This is a genomic window from Kitasatospora sp. NPDC007106 (genome assembly GCF_040634455.1).
GTDB classification, from domain to species: Bacteria; Actinomycetota; Actinomycetes; order Streptomycetales; family Streptomycetaceae; genus Kitasatospora; species Kitasatospora arboriphila.
Genome location: NZ_JBEYFP010000102.1, coordinates 1 through 14,721, shown reverse-complemented (window position 1 = coordinate 14,721; position 14,721 = coordinate 1). Strand labels below are relative to the sequence as shown.

At 72.5% G+C, this 14,721-nt stretch carries 11 protein-coding genes and 1 pseudogene; 2 read left to right on the top strand and 10 right to left on the bottom strand.

Annotated elements, in window-relative coordinates:
- The 3 genes from ABZ641_RS12460 to ABZ641_RS12450 all read right to left on the bottom strand — a co-directional run.
- A partial coding sequence (locus ABZ641_RS12460) for a serine/threonine-protein kinase (RefSeq protein WP_359981232.1) occupies window positions 1-810 on the bottom strand: 810 nt, incomplete at its 3' end.
- 297 nt (window positions 811-1,107) lie between these two features.
- Window positions 1,108-1,566: a hypothetical protein gene (locus ABZ641_RS12455; RefSeq protein WP_359981230.1), complete on the bottom strand. Its 459-nt coding sequence runs from the start codon at window positions 1,564-1,566 to the stop codon at window positions 1,108-1,110.
- 432 nt (window positions 1,567-1,998) lie between these two features.
- Window positions 1,999-3,285, bottom strand: a complete 1,287-nt coding sequence (locus ABZ641_RS12450; protein ID WP_359981227.1) for a hypothetical protein — start codon at window positions 3,283-3,285, stop codon at window positions 1,999-2,001.
- A gap of 1,125 nt (window positions 3,286-4,410) precedes the next feature.
- On the opposite strand from ABZ641_RS12450, the gene ABZ641_RS12445 reads away from it, so the two are divergent.
- Window positions 4,411-5,328, top strand: coding sequence for an NADP-dependent oxidoreductase (locus tag ABZ641_RS12445; protein WP_359981235.1), 918 nt, complete (start codon window positions 4,411-4,413; stop codon window positions 5,326-5,328).
- Window positions 5,329-5,529: 201 nt separating this feature from the next.
- On the opposite strand, the pseudogene ABZ641_RS12440 reads toward ABZ641_RS12445, so the two are convergent.
- Window positions 5,530-5,973: pseudogene (locus ABZ641_RS12440) on the bottom strand (enoyl-CoA hydratase/isomerase family protein); the annotation flags it as partial.
- Window positions 5,974-6,133: 160 nt separating this feature from the next.
- Between ABZ641_RS12440 and ABZ641_RS12435 the strand changes: the two are divergent.
- Window positions 6,134-6,490 (top strand): hypothetical protein, encoded by a 357-nt coding sequence (locus ABZ641_RS12435; RefSeq protein WP_344623490.1) that lies wholly within the window; start codon window positions 6,134-6,136, stop codon window positions 6,488-6,490.
- 107 nt (window positions 6,491-6,597) lie between these two features.
- On the opposite strand, the gene ABZ641_RS12430 is transcribed toward ABZ641_RS12435, so the two are convergent.
- The 6 genes from ABZ641_RS12430 to ABZ641_RS12405 form a co-directional block, all read right to left on the bottom strand.
- Window positions 6,598-7,053, bottom strand: a complete 456-nt coding sequence (locus ABZ641_RS12430; protein ID WP_359981224.1) for a hypothetical protein — start codon at window positions 7,051-7,053, stop codon at window positions 6,598-6,600.
- 130 nt (window positions 7,054-7,183) lie between these two features.
- Window positions 7,184-10,210, bottom strand: coding sequence for a glycoside hydrolase family 38 C-terminal domain-containing protein (locus tag ABZ641_RS12425; RefSeq protein ID WP_359981221.1), 3,027 nt, complete (start codon window positions 10,208-10,210; stop codon window positions 7,184-7,186).
- A gap of 39 nt (window positions 10,211-10,249) precedes the next feature.
- The gene (locus tag ABZ641_RS12420; protein ID WP_344623492.1) at window positions 10,250-11,503 is read right to left on the bottom strand and encodes a glycosyl hydrolase; all 1,254 of its coding nucleotides are present in this window, start codon (window positions 11,501-11,503) and stop codon (window positions 10,250-10,252) included.
- A gap of 29 nt (window positions 11,504-11,532) precedes the next feature.
- Window positions 11,533-12,375 (bottom strand): carbohydrate ABC transporter permease, encoded by an 843-nt coding sequence (locus tag ABZ641_RS12415; RefSeq protein ID WP_344623493.1) that lies wholly within the window; start codon window positions 12,373-12,375, stop codon window positions 11,533-11,535.
- A gap of 3 nt (window positions 12,376-12,378) precedes the next feature.
- Window positions 12,379-13,251: a sugar ABC transporter permease gene (locus tag ABZ641_RS12410; RefSeq protein WP_344623494.1), complete on the bottom strand. Its 873-nt coding sequence runs from the start codon at window positions 13,249-13,251 to the stop codon at window positions 12,379-12,381.
- A 115-nt stretch (window positions 13,252-13,366) separates the two neighbouring features.
- Complete coding sequence (locus tag ABZ641_RS12405; RefSeq protein ID WP_344623495.1) at window positions 13,367-14,653, bottom strand: extracellular solute-binding protein; 1,287 nt, start codon at window positions 14,651-14,653, stop codon at window positions 13,367-13,369.
- Between the last annotated feature and the right edge of the window lie 68 nt (window positions 14,654-14,721).

Genomic DNA, 14,721 nt, shown 5'->3' with positions numbered 1-14,721 from the left:
GCGGGCGGCGGCCGCCATCGCGCCGGCATCGGGGAAGCGCTGCGCCGGATCCTTGGCGAGAGCGGTGGCGACGAAGTCGCGCACGGCCCGCGGGAACTCCTCGGACAGTCGGGGCGGAGGCTGCTGGATGTGCTTGAGCACGATCTCCAGCACCGTCTCTCCGGTGAACGGCACTCGGCCGGTGAGCAGTTCGAAGCAGACCACCCCGATCGAGTACAGGTCGCAGAGGGGGGTGGTGGGCTTGCCGTCGGCCTGCTCGGGAGCGATGTAGAGGGCGGTGCCGAGCACCGAGTTGGTGGTGGTGATCTTCGTCCCGGCCATCGCATGGGCGATGCCGAAGTCGGTCACCGTCACGCCGCCGTCGCTGCGCACCATCAGATTGGACGGCTTCAGGTCGCGGTGCACGATGTCCTGCTGGTGCGCGGCGTGCAGCGCGTCCAGCGCGTCGGCCAGGATGCCGAGCGCCCGAGCGGGCACCATGGGGCCTTCGTCGGCCAGGACGGAGTTCAGCGGCCTCCCGTCGATGAACTCCATGACGATGTAGGCGATCTGCTCGTCCGAGCCGTCGGCCGGCTCGGCGTAGTCGTGCACGTGGACGATGCCCGGGTGCCGGAGAGTGGCGAGGATTCGCGCCTCGCGCCTGAACCGCTCGGTGAAGCTGCGGTCCGCCAGCAGCCCCGGCTGCATGATCTTGGCGGCGACCTGCCGCTTCAGCACTCCGTCGTCGGCGCGCCAGACCTCGCCCATCCCGCCGACCCCGACCCGGTCGGTGAGCGTGTAGCGCCCACCGAGCACGGTCCCCGACCCCACATGCCGATCCCCTCGTCCCCGACCTGTCACCGACAGACCGTCAAATGGCGCGCTCAGTGTGTCAGATGACTGATCATCCGTTGTCGGCCGGGAGCACCGCGGTTTCACGCCGCCCCGCCGCAGCTGCCGAACCGTGTGCGCCGTCCTGTGGCGCACGGGCCGCGGACGCACTGCCGGCGCGGTTGTGGCCGACGGCGGTGGGCCGGGGGCGCAGCCGGCGAGCGCAGGACCGGCCGCACAGGCCCCGACGGGATCTCGCAGGGCTGTGCGGCCGGTCCTGGGAAGGTCCGGTCGCGGTCACGTGCCTCCGTCGGCGTGGTGCCGCGCCTCGATGGCCTTGCCGGTGTTGGCGAAGGCCTTCGAGAGGTGGCGCTTGCCGACGGTGCCGACGACCACGCCGAGCACGCGTCCCTTGAAGTTCTTGCCCTCGCGGACCACGACGGCGTCCACCTCCGTCGTGCCGTCGGCCTTCGGCGTGAACGTGTACGTGTGGCCCGACTTGCCGCCCCACACGTTGGAGTCGGTGGTGGTCATGACGACGCGGCGGGGGTCGGACCAGTCGTAGTGCAACCGCTCCCAGATCCCCGCCGAGCCCTCGGTGACATCGGCCTCCTGGGGCCCCCGGGCGTGCACGTCGAGGTACTTGTCGTCACTGTTGCCGAAGAGTTCCGAGCGCCCGGGCCCGAAGTCGGTGAGTCCGGCGACGTACTCCTCGGGCGTGGCGGCGATCGTCTGATGCAGATGAATCGTGGACATGAGCGCTCCTTGCCGTGAGCAGACCCGCTCCGAGCGTCTCTCCGCGCCGTTCCGCCCGCAACAGTTCGGCACACGCGGGCGTCGGACGCCGCAGCGGCCGTCGGCGCCTCGCCGCCCGGCGGCCCGCGGGACGCCCCGCTCGGACGCGCCCGGGCGAGCAGTCACGCTCGGTGCACTCGGCCCGGCCGCGGGAAGGCCCTCACCGATCGCTGCAACGGCTCCGGGCCGCGGCCGTGCAGCGAGCCGCAGCAGCCGATGCGGCGGCGGGCCACGGCCCCGGCACCGGACCCCGGCACCAGACCCGGCCCCGGCCCCGGCCCGGCGGTGCCGGAGCAACACTGCAGGACGGAGCCGGTCCGGTGCACGGTGCCGCCACCGCCCGCCGCCTGCGGCAGCTCCGGCACCACAGGCCGGGCGCGCGGCTGACGTGCGCTACTCCGGGGACTCCTGGCAGTCCGCCCGCAGCACGAGCGGGGCCGTGTCCCGGGCGGTGACCGACCACACGTGTCGGGCTAGGAGCGCCTGCGCCTCGCCCGGCTCCACCCGGCGTGCGGACGGGCCCGCCCGGCCCGCCGGGAACGGACGGAGGGCGGCGAGGCCGCGCTCGATCGCAGCCGCCAGGTCGGCCTCGGCCGACTCCCGGTCCCGCTCCCCATCGGGACACCGGTCGCGCGCCGCCTCGCAGCACACCAGCAGCCTGGCCTCGACCACCGTGCCACCGTGGCCGGACAGCGGCAGCCACGGCTCGTCGAGGCGCAGCACCTCGGCCCGACCGGGGTACGTCCCGCCGGCGGCTCCGCGGGTAGCGGCGCGGACGCTGTCGGCGACCTGCTGGGCGAGTTCGCGCTCGTCGGTGCCGGCAGGTACCGGAGCGGTCAGCAGGAACACCCCGGCCCGGGCGAGGTACTGCCGGCGGTGCCGCAGGTCGGGGTCGGGACAGGTCTCGTGGTAGCAGGAGCAGCCGGGGCAGTGGGGGCACGCCCACGCGATCGGGCATCCGCACTCCAGGCACAGCAGCCCGTCCCACGCCGCTGCCTCTCCGGCGGCGCGGTAGCGGCCGGCATCGGGCCGGAACGGGGCCTGCCGGTCCAGGGATTCCGGCCAGTGCGGCGTCGGCCACGTCGGCGGCGCGGCGTCGAGCGCGGCCGTCAACTGCTCGTCGGCCGCGGCGGGCCGGGCGGTGAACTCCACCCGATCGGCCTGCCCGGGGCGCCGTCCGCGCCGGGCGTCGGCGGCGAACGTGCCGATCGGCAGCGCGGCGGCGAACCGGCCGGGCAGTGCCGGGCCCGCGGCCGGATCGAGGGCGGCGCGGACGTCGTCCAGCACCGCCTCCCACTCCCCCGCGCGCTCCCACGGGCGGTGGGCCACGACGGTGGCCACCGCGTACGGCGGCTCGTCCGGCTCTCCGGCCGCGGGCAGGAGGTCGACCTCGGCAGCCGCGGGGTACGCCTCGCCACTGCTCATCCGCGTCAGCGAGGTCAGGGCCTCGGCGGCCGCCACGGCCCATGCCCGGCGCTCCGATTCCTGCGGTCCCACGGCCGTGGCGTTTCCGATCACCAGCACGGTCAGCCCCGCGACCAGCGGCTCGTCGGCGGACGGACCGTCAGCGGCTGCAGGGACCGCGGACCGCAGCAGTGCGGTGTAGCGGGTGGTGGAACCGGTCTGCTGCGCCTCACGGGCCCGACGGGCGGCATAGGAGCGGTTCTTCTTGGGCGACACGGTGCACTCGATCCTGGCGGGTCCGCCCACGCGCCGCCCGCCCGGTCCAAGGGCACGACAGAGATCCACGGGCGTCGGGGGAAGCCCCCGTGACTCCTTGGTCGGCGGCGCCCGGCGTCCCGGCGTGGGCGGGGATCGGGCAGCGACGATCGGCAGTGCGTGTCCAGCCGGGCAGCATGCTAGCGGACGTGGACCCGTGATGCCGGTCCGATGGGGCCGGCAGGTCGGATCTCTTCGGCCGGCTCCCACAGATGCACGGAGGTTCCGTCCTCGGAGACCGTGTACCAGGTGCCGCCCCCCGCTGCGCGGGCAGGCCCCGAGACGGGAACCGGGTAGGAGATCTCGCCGCGCACGGTCATCTCCGGTACGTCGACCAGCCGGTGGCGCGCCGTGCCGTACCGGGCGTCGCACTCCGAGGTACCGGCAACCGGGGTGTCCTCGTCGACGAAGGCCGCGTCGAAGTCCCAGTACACCCTGTCCCCGCCCGTACTCCCGGGTGCGTCGGCACGGCGTCCCGGGCGTCCGACTCCCGTACGACCGAGCCGTTCTCCGCCCGGCGGAGGGAGAGCGGCCACTGCCCGACGTCCACGGTCAGGAGGCGTCGGCCGGACGGGCTCACCGCAAGGAGGACCTGCTCGATGCCGATGGGTTCGGCGGTCAGCTGCTGCCCGTCCCCACGCGCCGACAGCACGGGCGAGCCTTCCTCGCCCTCACCGATGCTCAGCCCCTTCCGTGCCGGATCCGGGTGCGGAGCGTGCTCGGAGCCGGAGGCCACGGTCATGGTGTTCACACGTCCCAGGACCCTGCCGTCCACGGCGTCCAGGACCGCCCACACCTCCTGGTCGTCCTCCGGGTCCGTGTCGCTGCCCGACGGACCGCGAACGTGGGCCCACACGAGGCTGCCGTCAGCGCCGACCGCAGCGGAGCCTCTGCCGACGCCGGATCCAGTGGCGCGGTGACGGTGGTGACGAGGCGGGCGGCGACGGTCATGGTTCTTCTTCCGGTCACGGACGCGCGATGCGGGGAGCCTGACGTCCCCACCCCATGTTCGAGGTCGTGGCGCCCCGAGCGGTGTTGACCATCCGGTGCTGCTGTTCGTGTCGAGGGATCTGCTATTGATCCGACGTGCGCAAAGTGATTCAACGTCGTTTGGGTGGTCCTGAGGTCCTTGAGGTCGTCGAGGTCGATGTTCCTGAGCCCGGGTCGACGGAGGTCCTCGTCGAGGTCAGGGCGGCAGGGGTGAACCCCGTCGACTGGAAAGTGCGCGGCGGGGGTCTGGGGCACTTCCCTTTCTCGGTCGGTTGGGATGTGTCCGGGGTCGTGAGAGCGATCGGCGCGGGGGTGACCAGGTTCGAGGTCGGGGACGAGGTGTTCGGCATGCCCGGGTTCCCGCTCGAGGCGGGGGCCTACGCGGAGTTCGTGACGGGGCCGTCGCGCCAGTTCGCCCTCAAGCCTTCCGGGCTGAGTCATGTGCAGGCGGCGGGTCTGTCCTTGGCGGGTCTCATTGCGTGGCAGGCCCTGGTGAGTACGGCAGGTCTGGAGGCGGGCCGGCGTGTGCTGATTCCGGCCGGAGCCGGCGGTGTCGGCCATCTGGCGGTCCAGATCGCGAAGAGTCGGGGGGCGTACGTCATCGCGACGGCAAGCACGGCGAAGCACGACTTCGTCCGGGGCCTGGGCGCTGACGAGGTGATCGACTACCGCAGCGTGGACGTCGGTTCCCGTGTCGACGGTGTGGATGTCCTCCTGGCCACCGTCGCAGGCCGGCTGGAGAACCTGGCGGGAACGCTCACGCCCGGCGGCTGGGTCGTCGCCCTGAACGGTGCCGACGCAGAAGCGGTTCAACAGCTGTCGAAGACGGGTCTTCGCGCCGGCTTCATGCTGGTGGAGCCCGACCGGGCAGACCTGGAGACTCTGGCGGCCCTGGCACGGTCGGGCGGTCTCACTGTGCATGTCGACAAGGTCTTCCCGCTTGAGCAGGCAGCCGAAGCACACCGCTTCGGCGAGACCGGACGGTCCACCGGGAAGATCGTTCTGGTTCCCTAGAGAGCCGGTCGGGTCTTCGACCGAAGGCACAAGGTGCTCCCAGCCGTGCGGGGCTGGAACGCTGCGGCCCATCGGCAGTGCCGGCTCAGCGGTGGAAGTCGGCCACGGCCGTGCCGAGGCCGCGTTCGAGCTCACCGGGTGTCTGGAGGCGCGGCGTGCCAGGTGGTCGAGGCGCTCGCGGGTTCCGGGCCGGGCGATCAGGTCCTGGAACGTTGCGGCGTCGGAGCGCACGTTCGCCCGATCCGGGAGCGTGAGGTCGTTGACGGCCCGCTTGGCGGCCTTGACTCCCTCGGGCGGGAAGCCGGCGATGCGCTCGGCCAGGCGCTCGACGAATTCGTCCAGTTCGGCGTCGGGCAGGGCGCGGTTGATCCAGCCGTAGCGTTCGGCGAGGTCGGCGGCGAAGTCCTCGGCGCCGACGACGGCTTCGATGGCCCGTGCCCGCCCGAGCCTCCTGGTCAGGTGCTGGAGGCCGCCGGCGCCGGGCAGGGCGCCCGTGCCGGTCTCGAACTGGCCGAAGACCGCGTTCTCGCGCGAGGCGCAGATCATGTCGCAGGCCAGGGCGAGTCCGTCGCCGCCGCCGCGGGCCCTGCCGCGCACCTTGGCGATGGTGATCACCGGGACGCGCGCGAAGTCGTACAGGAACATGCCCAGCGAGGCGTCGACGGGGCCGACGGCCTTCGCGGTCTCGGCGGTGTACTGCGGGACCTCAGTGAGGTCCACGCGATTGCCCCCCTCGGAGGGCAGGAACATGGCCTGCCGGAATATCACTTCAGCACGATGCCGCAGGTCGGATACGGTGCGGGACATGCCCGACGCCCTTCCCGCCGATGTGGCCGAGGTCCTCGACCTCCTTCTCGGCGCCGACGATCCGGTCCACGTCGCACTCCGCCGGCAGATCCCGCACCTGAGCGTCTCCGGCCGCTGCACATGCGGCTGCGGCACCGCCTACTTCGACCTCGACGAGGCCGCGGTCCGGCCTGCGCCCACCGAGCCCGGCACGGGAGTGGCCGCCGAGGCGCTCATCCACACCGAGGACGGCAGCTGCCCCGGAGAAGTCCTCCTCTTCGCCACGTCCGGCCGCCTGTCGTGGCTGGAGGTCTGCTCCTGGGACAACGAGATCGACGTCACGCTGGACCTGGCCCGCCGATCGCTCCGCCGCTGACGTTCCCGGCCCGGACCCGAGCAGACCGACTTCCCTCGGGTTCTGAATCGGGAAACACCGCCTCGGCCGGTATGTCTGAGCGAGCGGCGGAGCGGGTCGGTCAGCGGTCAGCCGCAGTGGACGCCCCCGACGCTGCCGCCGCTGGCGTAGCTGCCGTTGTAGTCGACACGGCCCACGACGTTGATGCAGTGGTCGGCGGCCTGCAGCTTCACCGGCCCGGCGTAGTACTTGTATTCCTTGGCGCCGACCCTGACGTCGTCGATGCTGCAGGTGCCGGTGGGCGGGGTCTGCTTGCACCGGATGATCGTCATCGCCGTGTACTTGTCGACGCCGTACCCGCCGGCGGAAGTGGCGACGTTGACGGCGCAGTTGTCGCCGGTCGACGGGTCGTAGTACGGGTGGATGGTGCCGAACGTGGTCGAGCCGGCCTTCACCGGGGAGGTGTCGATCTCGCCGCCGGCGCAGCCGTAGGCGCCCGCGGAGGCGTCCGGCGCGCTCAGGGCGAGGCCGGCGGCGGCCAGGCCGAGGGCGGTTGCGCCCGAGGCGACCTTTCGAAGGATCATGTCTGTTTCCCCCATGGTCGACGCTGCGTCGGATCGGTTCCGCCGACGGCCCGGGCATCCTGCAAACCGTCGATCCCGTGATCCGATCACGCGGATGTCCCGGCCGCGGCCGGCGGAACGCCGGGCCCCGTCAGCCCGGTTCACCCCCGCCGCCCTCGACCGCGAACCGCAGGGTGACCAACTCGAAGGGTCGGAGCCGTAGTTCTGTCGCGCCCTCGCCCGTCGGGCGTTCCAGGAGGTCACAGCGGTCCACCCGGGCGTACTCGAAGCCCGGCGCGACGCGGACGCGGGCCCGGCCGCCGCAGGACTCGTACAGCCGGACGACGACGTCGCCCCTGCGGTCGTCGGCGAGCTTCACGGCACTGACGACCACGGCGTCGTCGTCGAGCGTGATCAGCGGAGCGACCTCCGCGGCCCCGGGAACCCGCCGTTCCGGCAGGCCGACCCGGTAACCCTCACGGACCGCCGCGCCGACGTCCGCACCGGGGACGAGCGCGTGCCGGAAGCGGTGCAGCCCCTGGTCGGTGTGCGGGTCGGGGAAGCGCGGGGCGCGCAGCAGGGAGACCCGGACGGTGGTCGTGGTACCGCCGTCCTCCGGGCGTACCGTGCGGGTCACGTCATGGCCGTAGGTGGAGGCGGTGACCAGGGCGACGCCCCAGCCGGGCTCCTCCAGGTGGACGAAACGGTGGTTGCAGGCCTCGAACTTGGCCGTCTCCCAGCTGGTGTTGGTGTGGGTCGGCCGGTACAGGTGGCCGAACTGGGTCTCGGCGGCGTACCGGTCGGTGCGCACGTCGAGCGGGAAGGCGGCCTTGAGGAACTTCTCGGTCTCGTGCCAGTCGACCTCGGTGTCGAGGTCGAGCCGCCCGGACCCGGCGGTGAGGGTGACGGTCTGGACGGCCCGGGAGGACCCGAAGGTACGGGTCGCCCGGACGGCGACGGCCTCGGGCCCGGAGGCGGCGACCTCCAGCGAGTCCAGGGCGGTCAGGTCGGTGACGGTGTTGCGGTAGAAGGAGTCGACGTCCCAGGCGTCCCACATGGTGGGGAAGTCCGGGTGGATCTGCAGCAGGTTGGCGGCCGCACCGGGGGCGAGGGCCTCCCGGCCGGAGGCGGCGTCCAGCACCGACACCACCAGCCCGCGCGCGTCGACGGCGACCTGCAGCAGACCGTTGTCCAGCAGGTGGCCGCCGTCCGGCCGGGCTTCGACCGTACAGCCGCCGGCGGCGGGGGCCACGGGCCGGGCGCCGCCGGCCGGCACTCCCCCGCGTTCGTGCGGGGCGGCGTTGAAGACGACGGTGCCGTCCCCCTCGCCGGCCAGCGCCCGCTGCGCCCGGGCGGTGATCGCGGCCAGTTCCTCCGCCACTGCGGCGTACGTCCGTTCGGCCTCCCGGTGCACCCAGGCGATCGAGGAGCCGGGCAGGATGTCGTGGAACTGGTGCAGCAGCACGGTCTTCCAGATCCGGTCCAGTTCCTCGTACGGGTACGGGAGCCGGGCCCGTACCGCCGCGGTGGCGCACCACAGTTCGGCCTCGCGCAGCAGGTTCTCGCTCGCCCGGTTGCCCTGCTTGGTCCTGGCCTGGCTGGTGAGCGTGGCGCGGTGCAGTTCGAGGTAGAGCTCGCCCGTCCACACGGGCGGGTCGGGGTATTCGCGCTCCGCCTTCGCGAAGAACTCGGCGGGCCGCTCCCACCGCACCCGGGCCGATCCCTCCAGGTTCCGCAGGCGTGCCGCCTTGGCGACCATCTCGCGGGTGGTTCCGCCGCCGCCGTCGCCCCAGCCGGTCGGGGCGAGGGAGCACCGGGCCCGGCCCTTGTCCTTGAAGTTGCGGGCGGCGTGGGCGATCTCCTTGCCCTGCATGGAGCAGTTGTAGGTGTCGACGGGCGGGAAGTGGGTGAAGATCCGGGTGCCGTCGATGCCCTCCCAGAGGAAGGTGTGGTGCGGGAAGGTGTTGACCTGGCTCCACGAGATCTTCTGGGTCAGCAGCCGTGTGGACCCGGCCGCCTTGATGATCTGCGGCAGCCCGCCGGCGAAGCCGAAGGTGTCGGGCAGCCAGGCCTCCTCGTTCTCGATGCCGAACTCCTCCAGGAAGAAGCGCTTGCCGTGGACGAACTGACGGGCCATCGCCTCGGATCCGGGCATGTTGGTGTCGGACTCCACCCACATGCCGCCGGCCGGGACGAACCGCCCCTCCGCGACCGCCTTCTTGACCCGGGCGTAGACCTCGGGCCGGTGCTCCTTGATCCAGGCGTACTGCTGGGCCTGGGACATGGTGAAGACGAAGTCGGGCTCGTCCTCCAGCAGCGCGGTCATGTTGGCGGTGGTCCGGGCGACCTTGCGGACGGTCTCGCGCAGCGGCCACAGCCAGGCGGAGTCGATGTGGGCGTGGCCGACGGCGCTGATCAGGTGCGCGGACGGCTCGGCGGGCGAGGCGAGCACCGCCTCCAGCTCGCGCCGGGCGGCGGCCGCGGTGCCGTTGACGTCCTGCAGGTCGACCACGTCGAGCGCCCGTTCGACCGCGCGGAGGATCTCCCAGCGGCGGGCGCCCTCGACCGGGAGTTCCGCCATCAGTTCGCCGAGCACCTCCAGGTCGACGACCAGTTGCCACACCGTCTCGTCGAAGACCGCGAGGTCGATCCGCTCCAGCCGGTACTGCGGGCGGTCCCCGGCGGTCTCCTTGTCGCCGAGCCCGGTGGGCAGGAAGGGGTGGTAGTCGAGGATCACCGGGTTGGAGGCGGCCTCGACGTGCAGCAGCACCTCCTCCCCGCCCACCGCGGGCGCGGCGATCCGCACCCACTGGTTGCGCGGATTGAGGCCCTTCACCGGGGTGCCGTCGGGCCGGTAGACCAGGCCCTCGCACTGGAAGCCCGGCATGTTGGCGTCGAACCCGAGGTCGATCAGCGCCTCGACCGTCCGGCCCGCCCAGGCGTCGGGGACGGTGCCGGAGACGGTCAGCCAGCTCGTCCCCCAGGGCGCGCCCCACTGCGCACCGGCCGCGATCGGGGTGCGCGGCGCGGCCAGGCCCTCCGCGACGGGCACCGGCTCGTCGGGAGCCGTCCAGATCGACACCTCCAGCGGGACCGACTCGGGGTACACGGCCGGCCGGATGCGCTCCTCCAGGACGCGCTTGAGCCGGGACTCGACGAGGTTGCGGTCATCGTGCATGCGGGCTGCTCCCAGGGGTGGCGGACGGTTCGAGAGGGCCTAACGGAGCTGGTCGACGGTGACGAGTTCGGTGATGCCCCGGGCGGCGAGGTGGGCCGCGTCCGTGGCGCGTCCGGCGAGGACGGCAGCCGGCCGGGCGCCGGTGGCCGCCATCCGCATGAACGCCTCGAAGTAGGACCCGCCGGGCGCGCAGACCGAGCGGTCCGGGGCGTCGTCCGGCAGGTCGAGGACGAGTCCGGTGGTCCGCACCGGCGGCGGGGTCCACTCGGCGCGGACCTCCGCCGCCAGGGCGGCGACCGCCGCGCCCGCCGGCTTGGTCTCCCGCGCGTTGGTCAGCAGGCCGAGGCCGTACTCGAGTTCGGGGAAGTCGGCGAGGGCGCGGTCGACGTCGTGCGAGCACCACCAGGTGATGCCCCACAGGTCCGGGCAGTCCAGGGCGTTGGCGACGGTCGTCCGGGCGAACGCCGCGGCCCGCCCGGCCGGGATGTGCGGGGCGGGCGCGCCGACCTCCTGGAGCCAGACCGGGCGGTGCGGGTCGTCCGCCCAGGCCTTGGACAGTTCGATCAGGTAGGCGGCGTGCTGCCCGGTGGCGGCGGCCTCGGGGCCGTGCCGCTGTGCGGTGCCGTTGAACACCCAGGAGTGGACGGCGGTGGCCGTGCCGATCCGGGCGGCGTGCGCGGGGGTGAACGGGTGGCCGTCCCGGTACCAGGCGGCGTCGTACGCGGCGTGCAGGTGGAGGCGGCCGGGTGCGCCCTCCTCGCAGGCGGTGAGCATCCGGTGCAGCCACGCCTCGGCCTGGGCCGGGGTGATCCGGTCCGGGTCGGGGTGCGGGTGGCCGGAGAACTGGTCGATCTCGTTGCCGACGGTCATGCCGATGAAGTTGGGCCGGTCGGCGAGGGCGGCGGCGAGCGTGCGCAGGTAGGCGCGCTGGCCGTCGATCACCTCGGGGTCGGTGAAGAGGTTCCGGCGGTGCCAGGTGGTCGTCCAGGCGGGCAGGAAGTCGAAGCTGGACAGGTGCCCCTGGAGGCCGTCGACGGCCACGTCCAGGCCGCGTTCGGCGGCGGCGTCGGCGAGGGCGACCAGCTGCTCGACGGCCCGGGGGCGGATCAGCGTGCGGTTGGGCTGGAAGAGCGGCCACAGCGGGAAGACCCGCAGGTGGTCCAGGCCGAGTGCGGCGATCGAGTCCAGGTCGGCGCGCACCTCGTCCGGCTCGAAGTCCAGCCAGTGGTGGAACCAGCCCCGGCTGGGCGTGTAGTTGACGCCGAAGCGCGGGGGCCGGACGGTCTCGGTCATGCGGCGGCGGGTTCCTTCGTGAGTCGCGGTCATCCCTTGACGGCCCCTTCCTCGACGCCCCGGAAGAAGAACCGCTGCAACGAGGCGAAGACGACGACGATCGGCAGGAAGGCGATCATCGTGCCGGCGGCGATCAGCCGGGGGTTGGCGCTGAAGGTGCCGTTCAGGTACTGCAGGCCGACGGTGAGCGTGTACTTGCCCGGGTCGTTGAGGACGATCAGCGGCCACAGGAAGTCGTCCCAGGCGCCGATGAAGGTGAAGATGACGACCACGCTGAGCATGCCGCGCACGTTCGGCAGGCCGACGTGGACCAGCCGCTGCCACACGTTGGCGCCGTCGACCAGGGCGGCGGCGTCCAGGTCGGGCGGGACGGCCCGGAAGGCGGTGCGCATCAGCAGCACGTTCAGCATCGCGATCGCGCCGGGCAGGGCCACCCCGGCCAGGGTGTCGGTCAGGCCGAGGCTGCGCACCGTGACGTACTGGGAGACGATGGTGACCTCGCCCGGCAGGACGAGGGTGGCCAGGAACAGGCCGAGGACCAGGCGCGCGCCGCGGAAGCGCAGCCGGGCCAGCGCGAAGCCCGCCAGGGTCGCGCCGGCCGCGTTGCCGATCACCGCGATCGCCGCCACCACCAGGGAGTTGGCGGCGTACGTCCAGACCGGGACGGTGTCCGCGACCTCGGCGTAGTTGGCGAGGGTCGGCTCCTGCGGCAGGAAGCCGGGGGTGCGGGACCAGATGTCCTCGCCCGGCCCCTTGAGCGAGGTGGACAGCTGCCACAGGAACGGGCCGACGGTGAGCAGCAGGACGAGCGCCAGCAGCAGGTAGCGGGCGGCCTTCTCGGCCGGAGACGGGGTGCTGAATCCTCGGGCCATCGGTCAGGCCGCCTTCCTGCCGAGCCGGGCGAGCAGCAGCATCGGTCCGACGGTGATCGCGAACAGCAGCAGGCTGAGCGCCGAGGCGTAGCCGATGTGCCCGGTGAAGCCGCGGCTGTACAACTGGATGAGCATCACCACCGACATGTCGCGGCCGCCCGGGCCGCCGGTGCCGTGGGAGAGCACGTACAGCTCGGAGAAGACCCGCAGGGCGGAGACCGAGATGAGCACCGAGACCAGCAGCATGGTGGGGCGCACCCCGGGGAGGGTGACGTGCCAGAAGCGCCGGGCGGCCGACGCTCCGTCGACGGCGGCGGCCTCGTGGAGTTCGCGGCCGACGTTCCCGAGCGCCGACAGGTAGATCACCATGTAGTAGCCGAGCCCCTTCCACACCGTCAGGCCGATCGCGCTGAAGAGCAGCAGCCAGCGGTCGGTGAGGAAGGAGACCGGCCGCGCGGCCAGGCCGAGTTGGCCGAGCAGGCCGTTGAGCAGGCCGCGGTCGTCCAGCACCCATCCCCAGATCAGCGCGACCACCACGGCGGAGGCGATGACCGGGGTGTAGAAGGCGGTGCGGAAGAAGGTGATGCCGGGGAGCCTCCGCTCCACCAGCAGGGCGAGCAGCAGCGGCAGCAGGGTGAGCAGCGGGAGGCAGATCAGCAGGTAGACGATGCTGTTGATCAGCGCGTCCACCAACTGGTCGTCTTCCAGGGCGCGCTGGTAGTTGGCGAGGCCGGTGAAGCGGCCGCCGCCGAGCGGGCGGGCGTCGGTGAACGAGAGGATCACCGTGTTGACGGCCGGCCACAGGTTGAAGACGGCGAGCCAGAGCACGGCCGGGCCGGCCAGCAGCCAGGGGGTGAACCAGCGCCGGTGGGTCATCGGGGTGCCTTCCTCGAGAGGGGCGGGCGGACCCGGGCAGTCCCTGCGGTCAGGACCGGGCGGTTGCCCTCGGGCGGCGGCCGGGTGGGGGCGGTCGCCGCCCGCGGGGCGCGGTTCAGCCGCCGAGCAGCTTGTTGCAGCGGCTGACGGCGGTGTCCAGGGCTTGCTGGGAGCCGATCTCGCCGCTGATCGCCAGCGCGATCTGCTGGTTGACGACCGTGCTCATCGCGTCGTTGACCTGGACGGGCTGGAGCATCCGGGCCTTCCCCAGCGAGGTGAAGGCGATCACCTTGGCGTCGGAGGCGTTGCTGCCGTCGCTCCTGCTGAAGAACGGGTCGTCGGCGGAGGCCTTGGTGGAGGGGAAGATGCTGGTGAGGTGGGCGAAGGCGGCCTGGTTCTGCGCGTTGGTCACCCAGCGGGCGAGTGCCAGGGCGGCGGCCCGGTTCTTGCTGCTGCGTGCGACGGACAGGCCCTGCACGTACAGCGGCGGGGTGCCGATCGCCGGGGACGGGACGACCTTGGGCGCGAGGGTGGGGTTGTCGGTGGCGAGGCCGGTGATGTAGTTGCCGCCGCCGGTCGTCCAGGCGACGGTGCCGGCGTTGAAGAGCTTGGCGTTGCCGGCGTACGTCTCGGTGAGCACGTCCTTCGGCAGCAGGCCGTCCTTGTAGGCGTCGCGGTACTTGTCGAGCAGGGCGGCGGCCTCGGGGGTGTTGAAGGTGAAGCTCCTGCCGTCGTCGGCCATGAGCTTCACGCCGGCGTCGGCGAGGTCGCCGAGGCCCGGCTTGCGGCTCATCAGGTAGGTCGAGCCGCCGGACTTCTCCTTGACCGTCCTGGCCCGGGTCATCAGTTCGTCGAGGGTGGCCGGGGGCTTCTTCGCGTCCAGCCCGTACTCGGCGAGGAGTTCGGAGTTCCAGTAGTTGACGTCGGTGTTGAGGTACCAGGGGTAGCCGTAGGCGCCGTCCCGGCCGGCGAAGCGGTAGGCGTCGATGCCGCCCTTGACGTAGTCGTCGGCCAGTTTCGGGTCGGCAGCGGCGACGTCGAGCAGCATGCCCCGTGCGGCGAGCGGCAGCGCGAAGTCGGGCGGGAGGTTGACCACGTCGGGCAGGGTGCCGCCGGAGGCCTGGCTGAGCACCTTGTCCGAGTAGCCGTCGCCGGGTTGGTCGAGCCACTCCACCCGGACGCCGGGGTGCTGCTGCTGGAAGGCGTCCAGGACGCCCTGCATGTAGTCGGTGAACTTCGGTTTGAGGGCCCAGGTCTGGATCGAGACCTTGCCCGTGACCTCGGCGCCGGCGGTCACGGCCGGGCCGTCCGGGCCGGTGTCCGGGTCGCTCAGGCCGCAGCCCGCGAGTGTCGCGGCCGCGACCGCGGCCAGTGCCAGCCGTGCCCAGTGGCTTCCTAACATGCGGCGTCTCCCGATCCGTCGAGCAGAACCCCTGAAGCTCTACTAAAGCCCTTTAGCGCTTCGGCAGC

Bases quoted from the DNA above. Each gene is read 5' to 3' on its own strand.
- ABZ641_RS12410 (WP_344623494.1), bottom strand. From the start codon at position 13,251: ATGACCCACCGGCGCTGGTTCACCCCCTGGCTGCTGGCCGGCCCGGCC.
- ABZ641_RS12430 (WP_359981224.1), bottom strand. From the start codon at position 7,053: ATGATCCTTCGAAAGGTCGCCTCGGGCGCAACCGCCCTCGGCCTGGCC.
- ABZ641_RS12420 (WP_344623492.1), bottom strand. From the start codon at position 11,503: ATGACCGAGACCGTCCGGCCCCCGCGCTTCGGCGTCAACTACACGCCC.
- ABZ641_RS12415 (WP_344623493.1), bottom strand. From the start codon at position 12,375: ATGGCCCGAGGATTCAGCACCCCGTCTCCGGCCGAGAAGGCCGCCCGC.
- ABZ641_RS12425 (WP_359981221.1), bottom strand. From the start codon at position 10,210: ATGCACGATGACCGCAACCTCGTCGAGTCCCGGCTCAAGCGCGTCCTG.
- ABZ641_RS12435 (WP_344623490.1), top strand. From the start codon at position 6,134: ATGCCCGACGCCCTTCCCGCCGATGTGGCCGAGGTCCTCGACCTCCTT.
- ABZ641_RS12455 (WP_359981230.1), bottom strand. From the start codon at position 1,566: ATGTCCACGATTCATCTGCATCAGACGATCGCCGCCACGCCCGAGGAG.
- ABZ641_RS12405 (WP_344623495.1), bottom strand. From the start codon at position 14,653: ATGTTAGGAAGCCACTGGGCACGGCTGGCACTGGCCGCGGTCGCGGCC.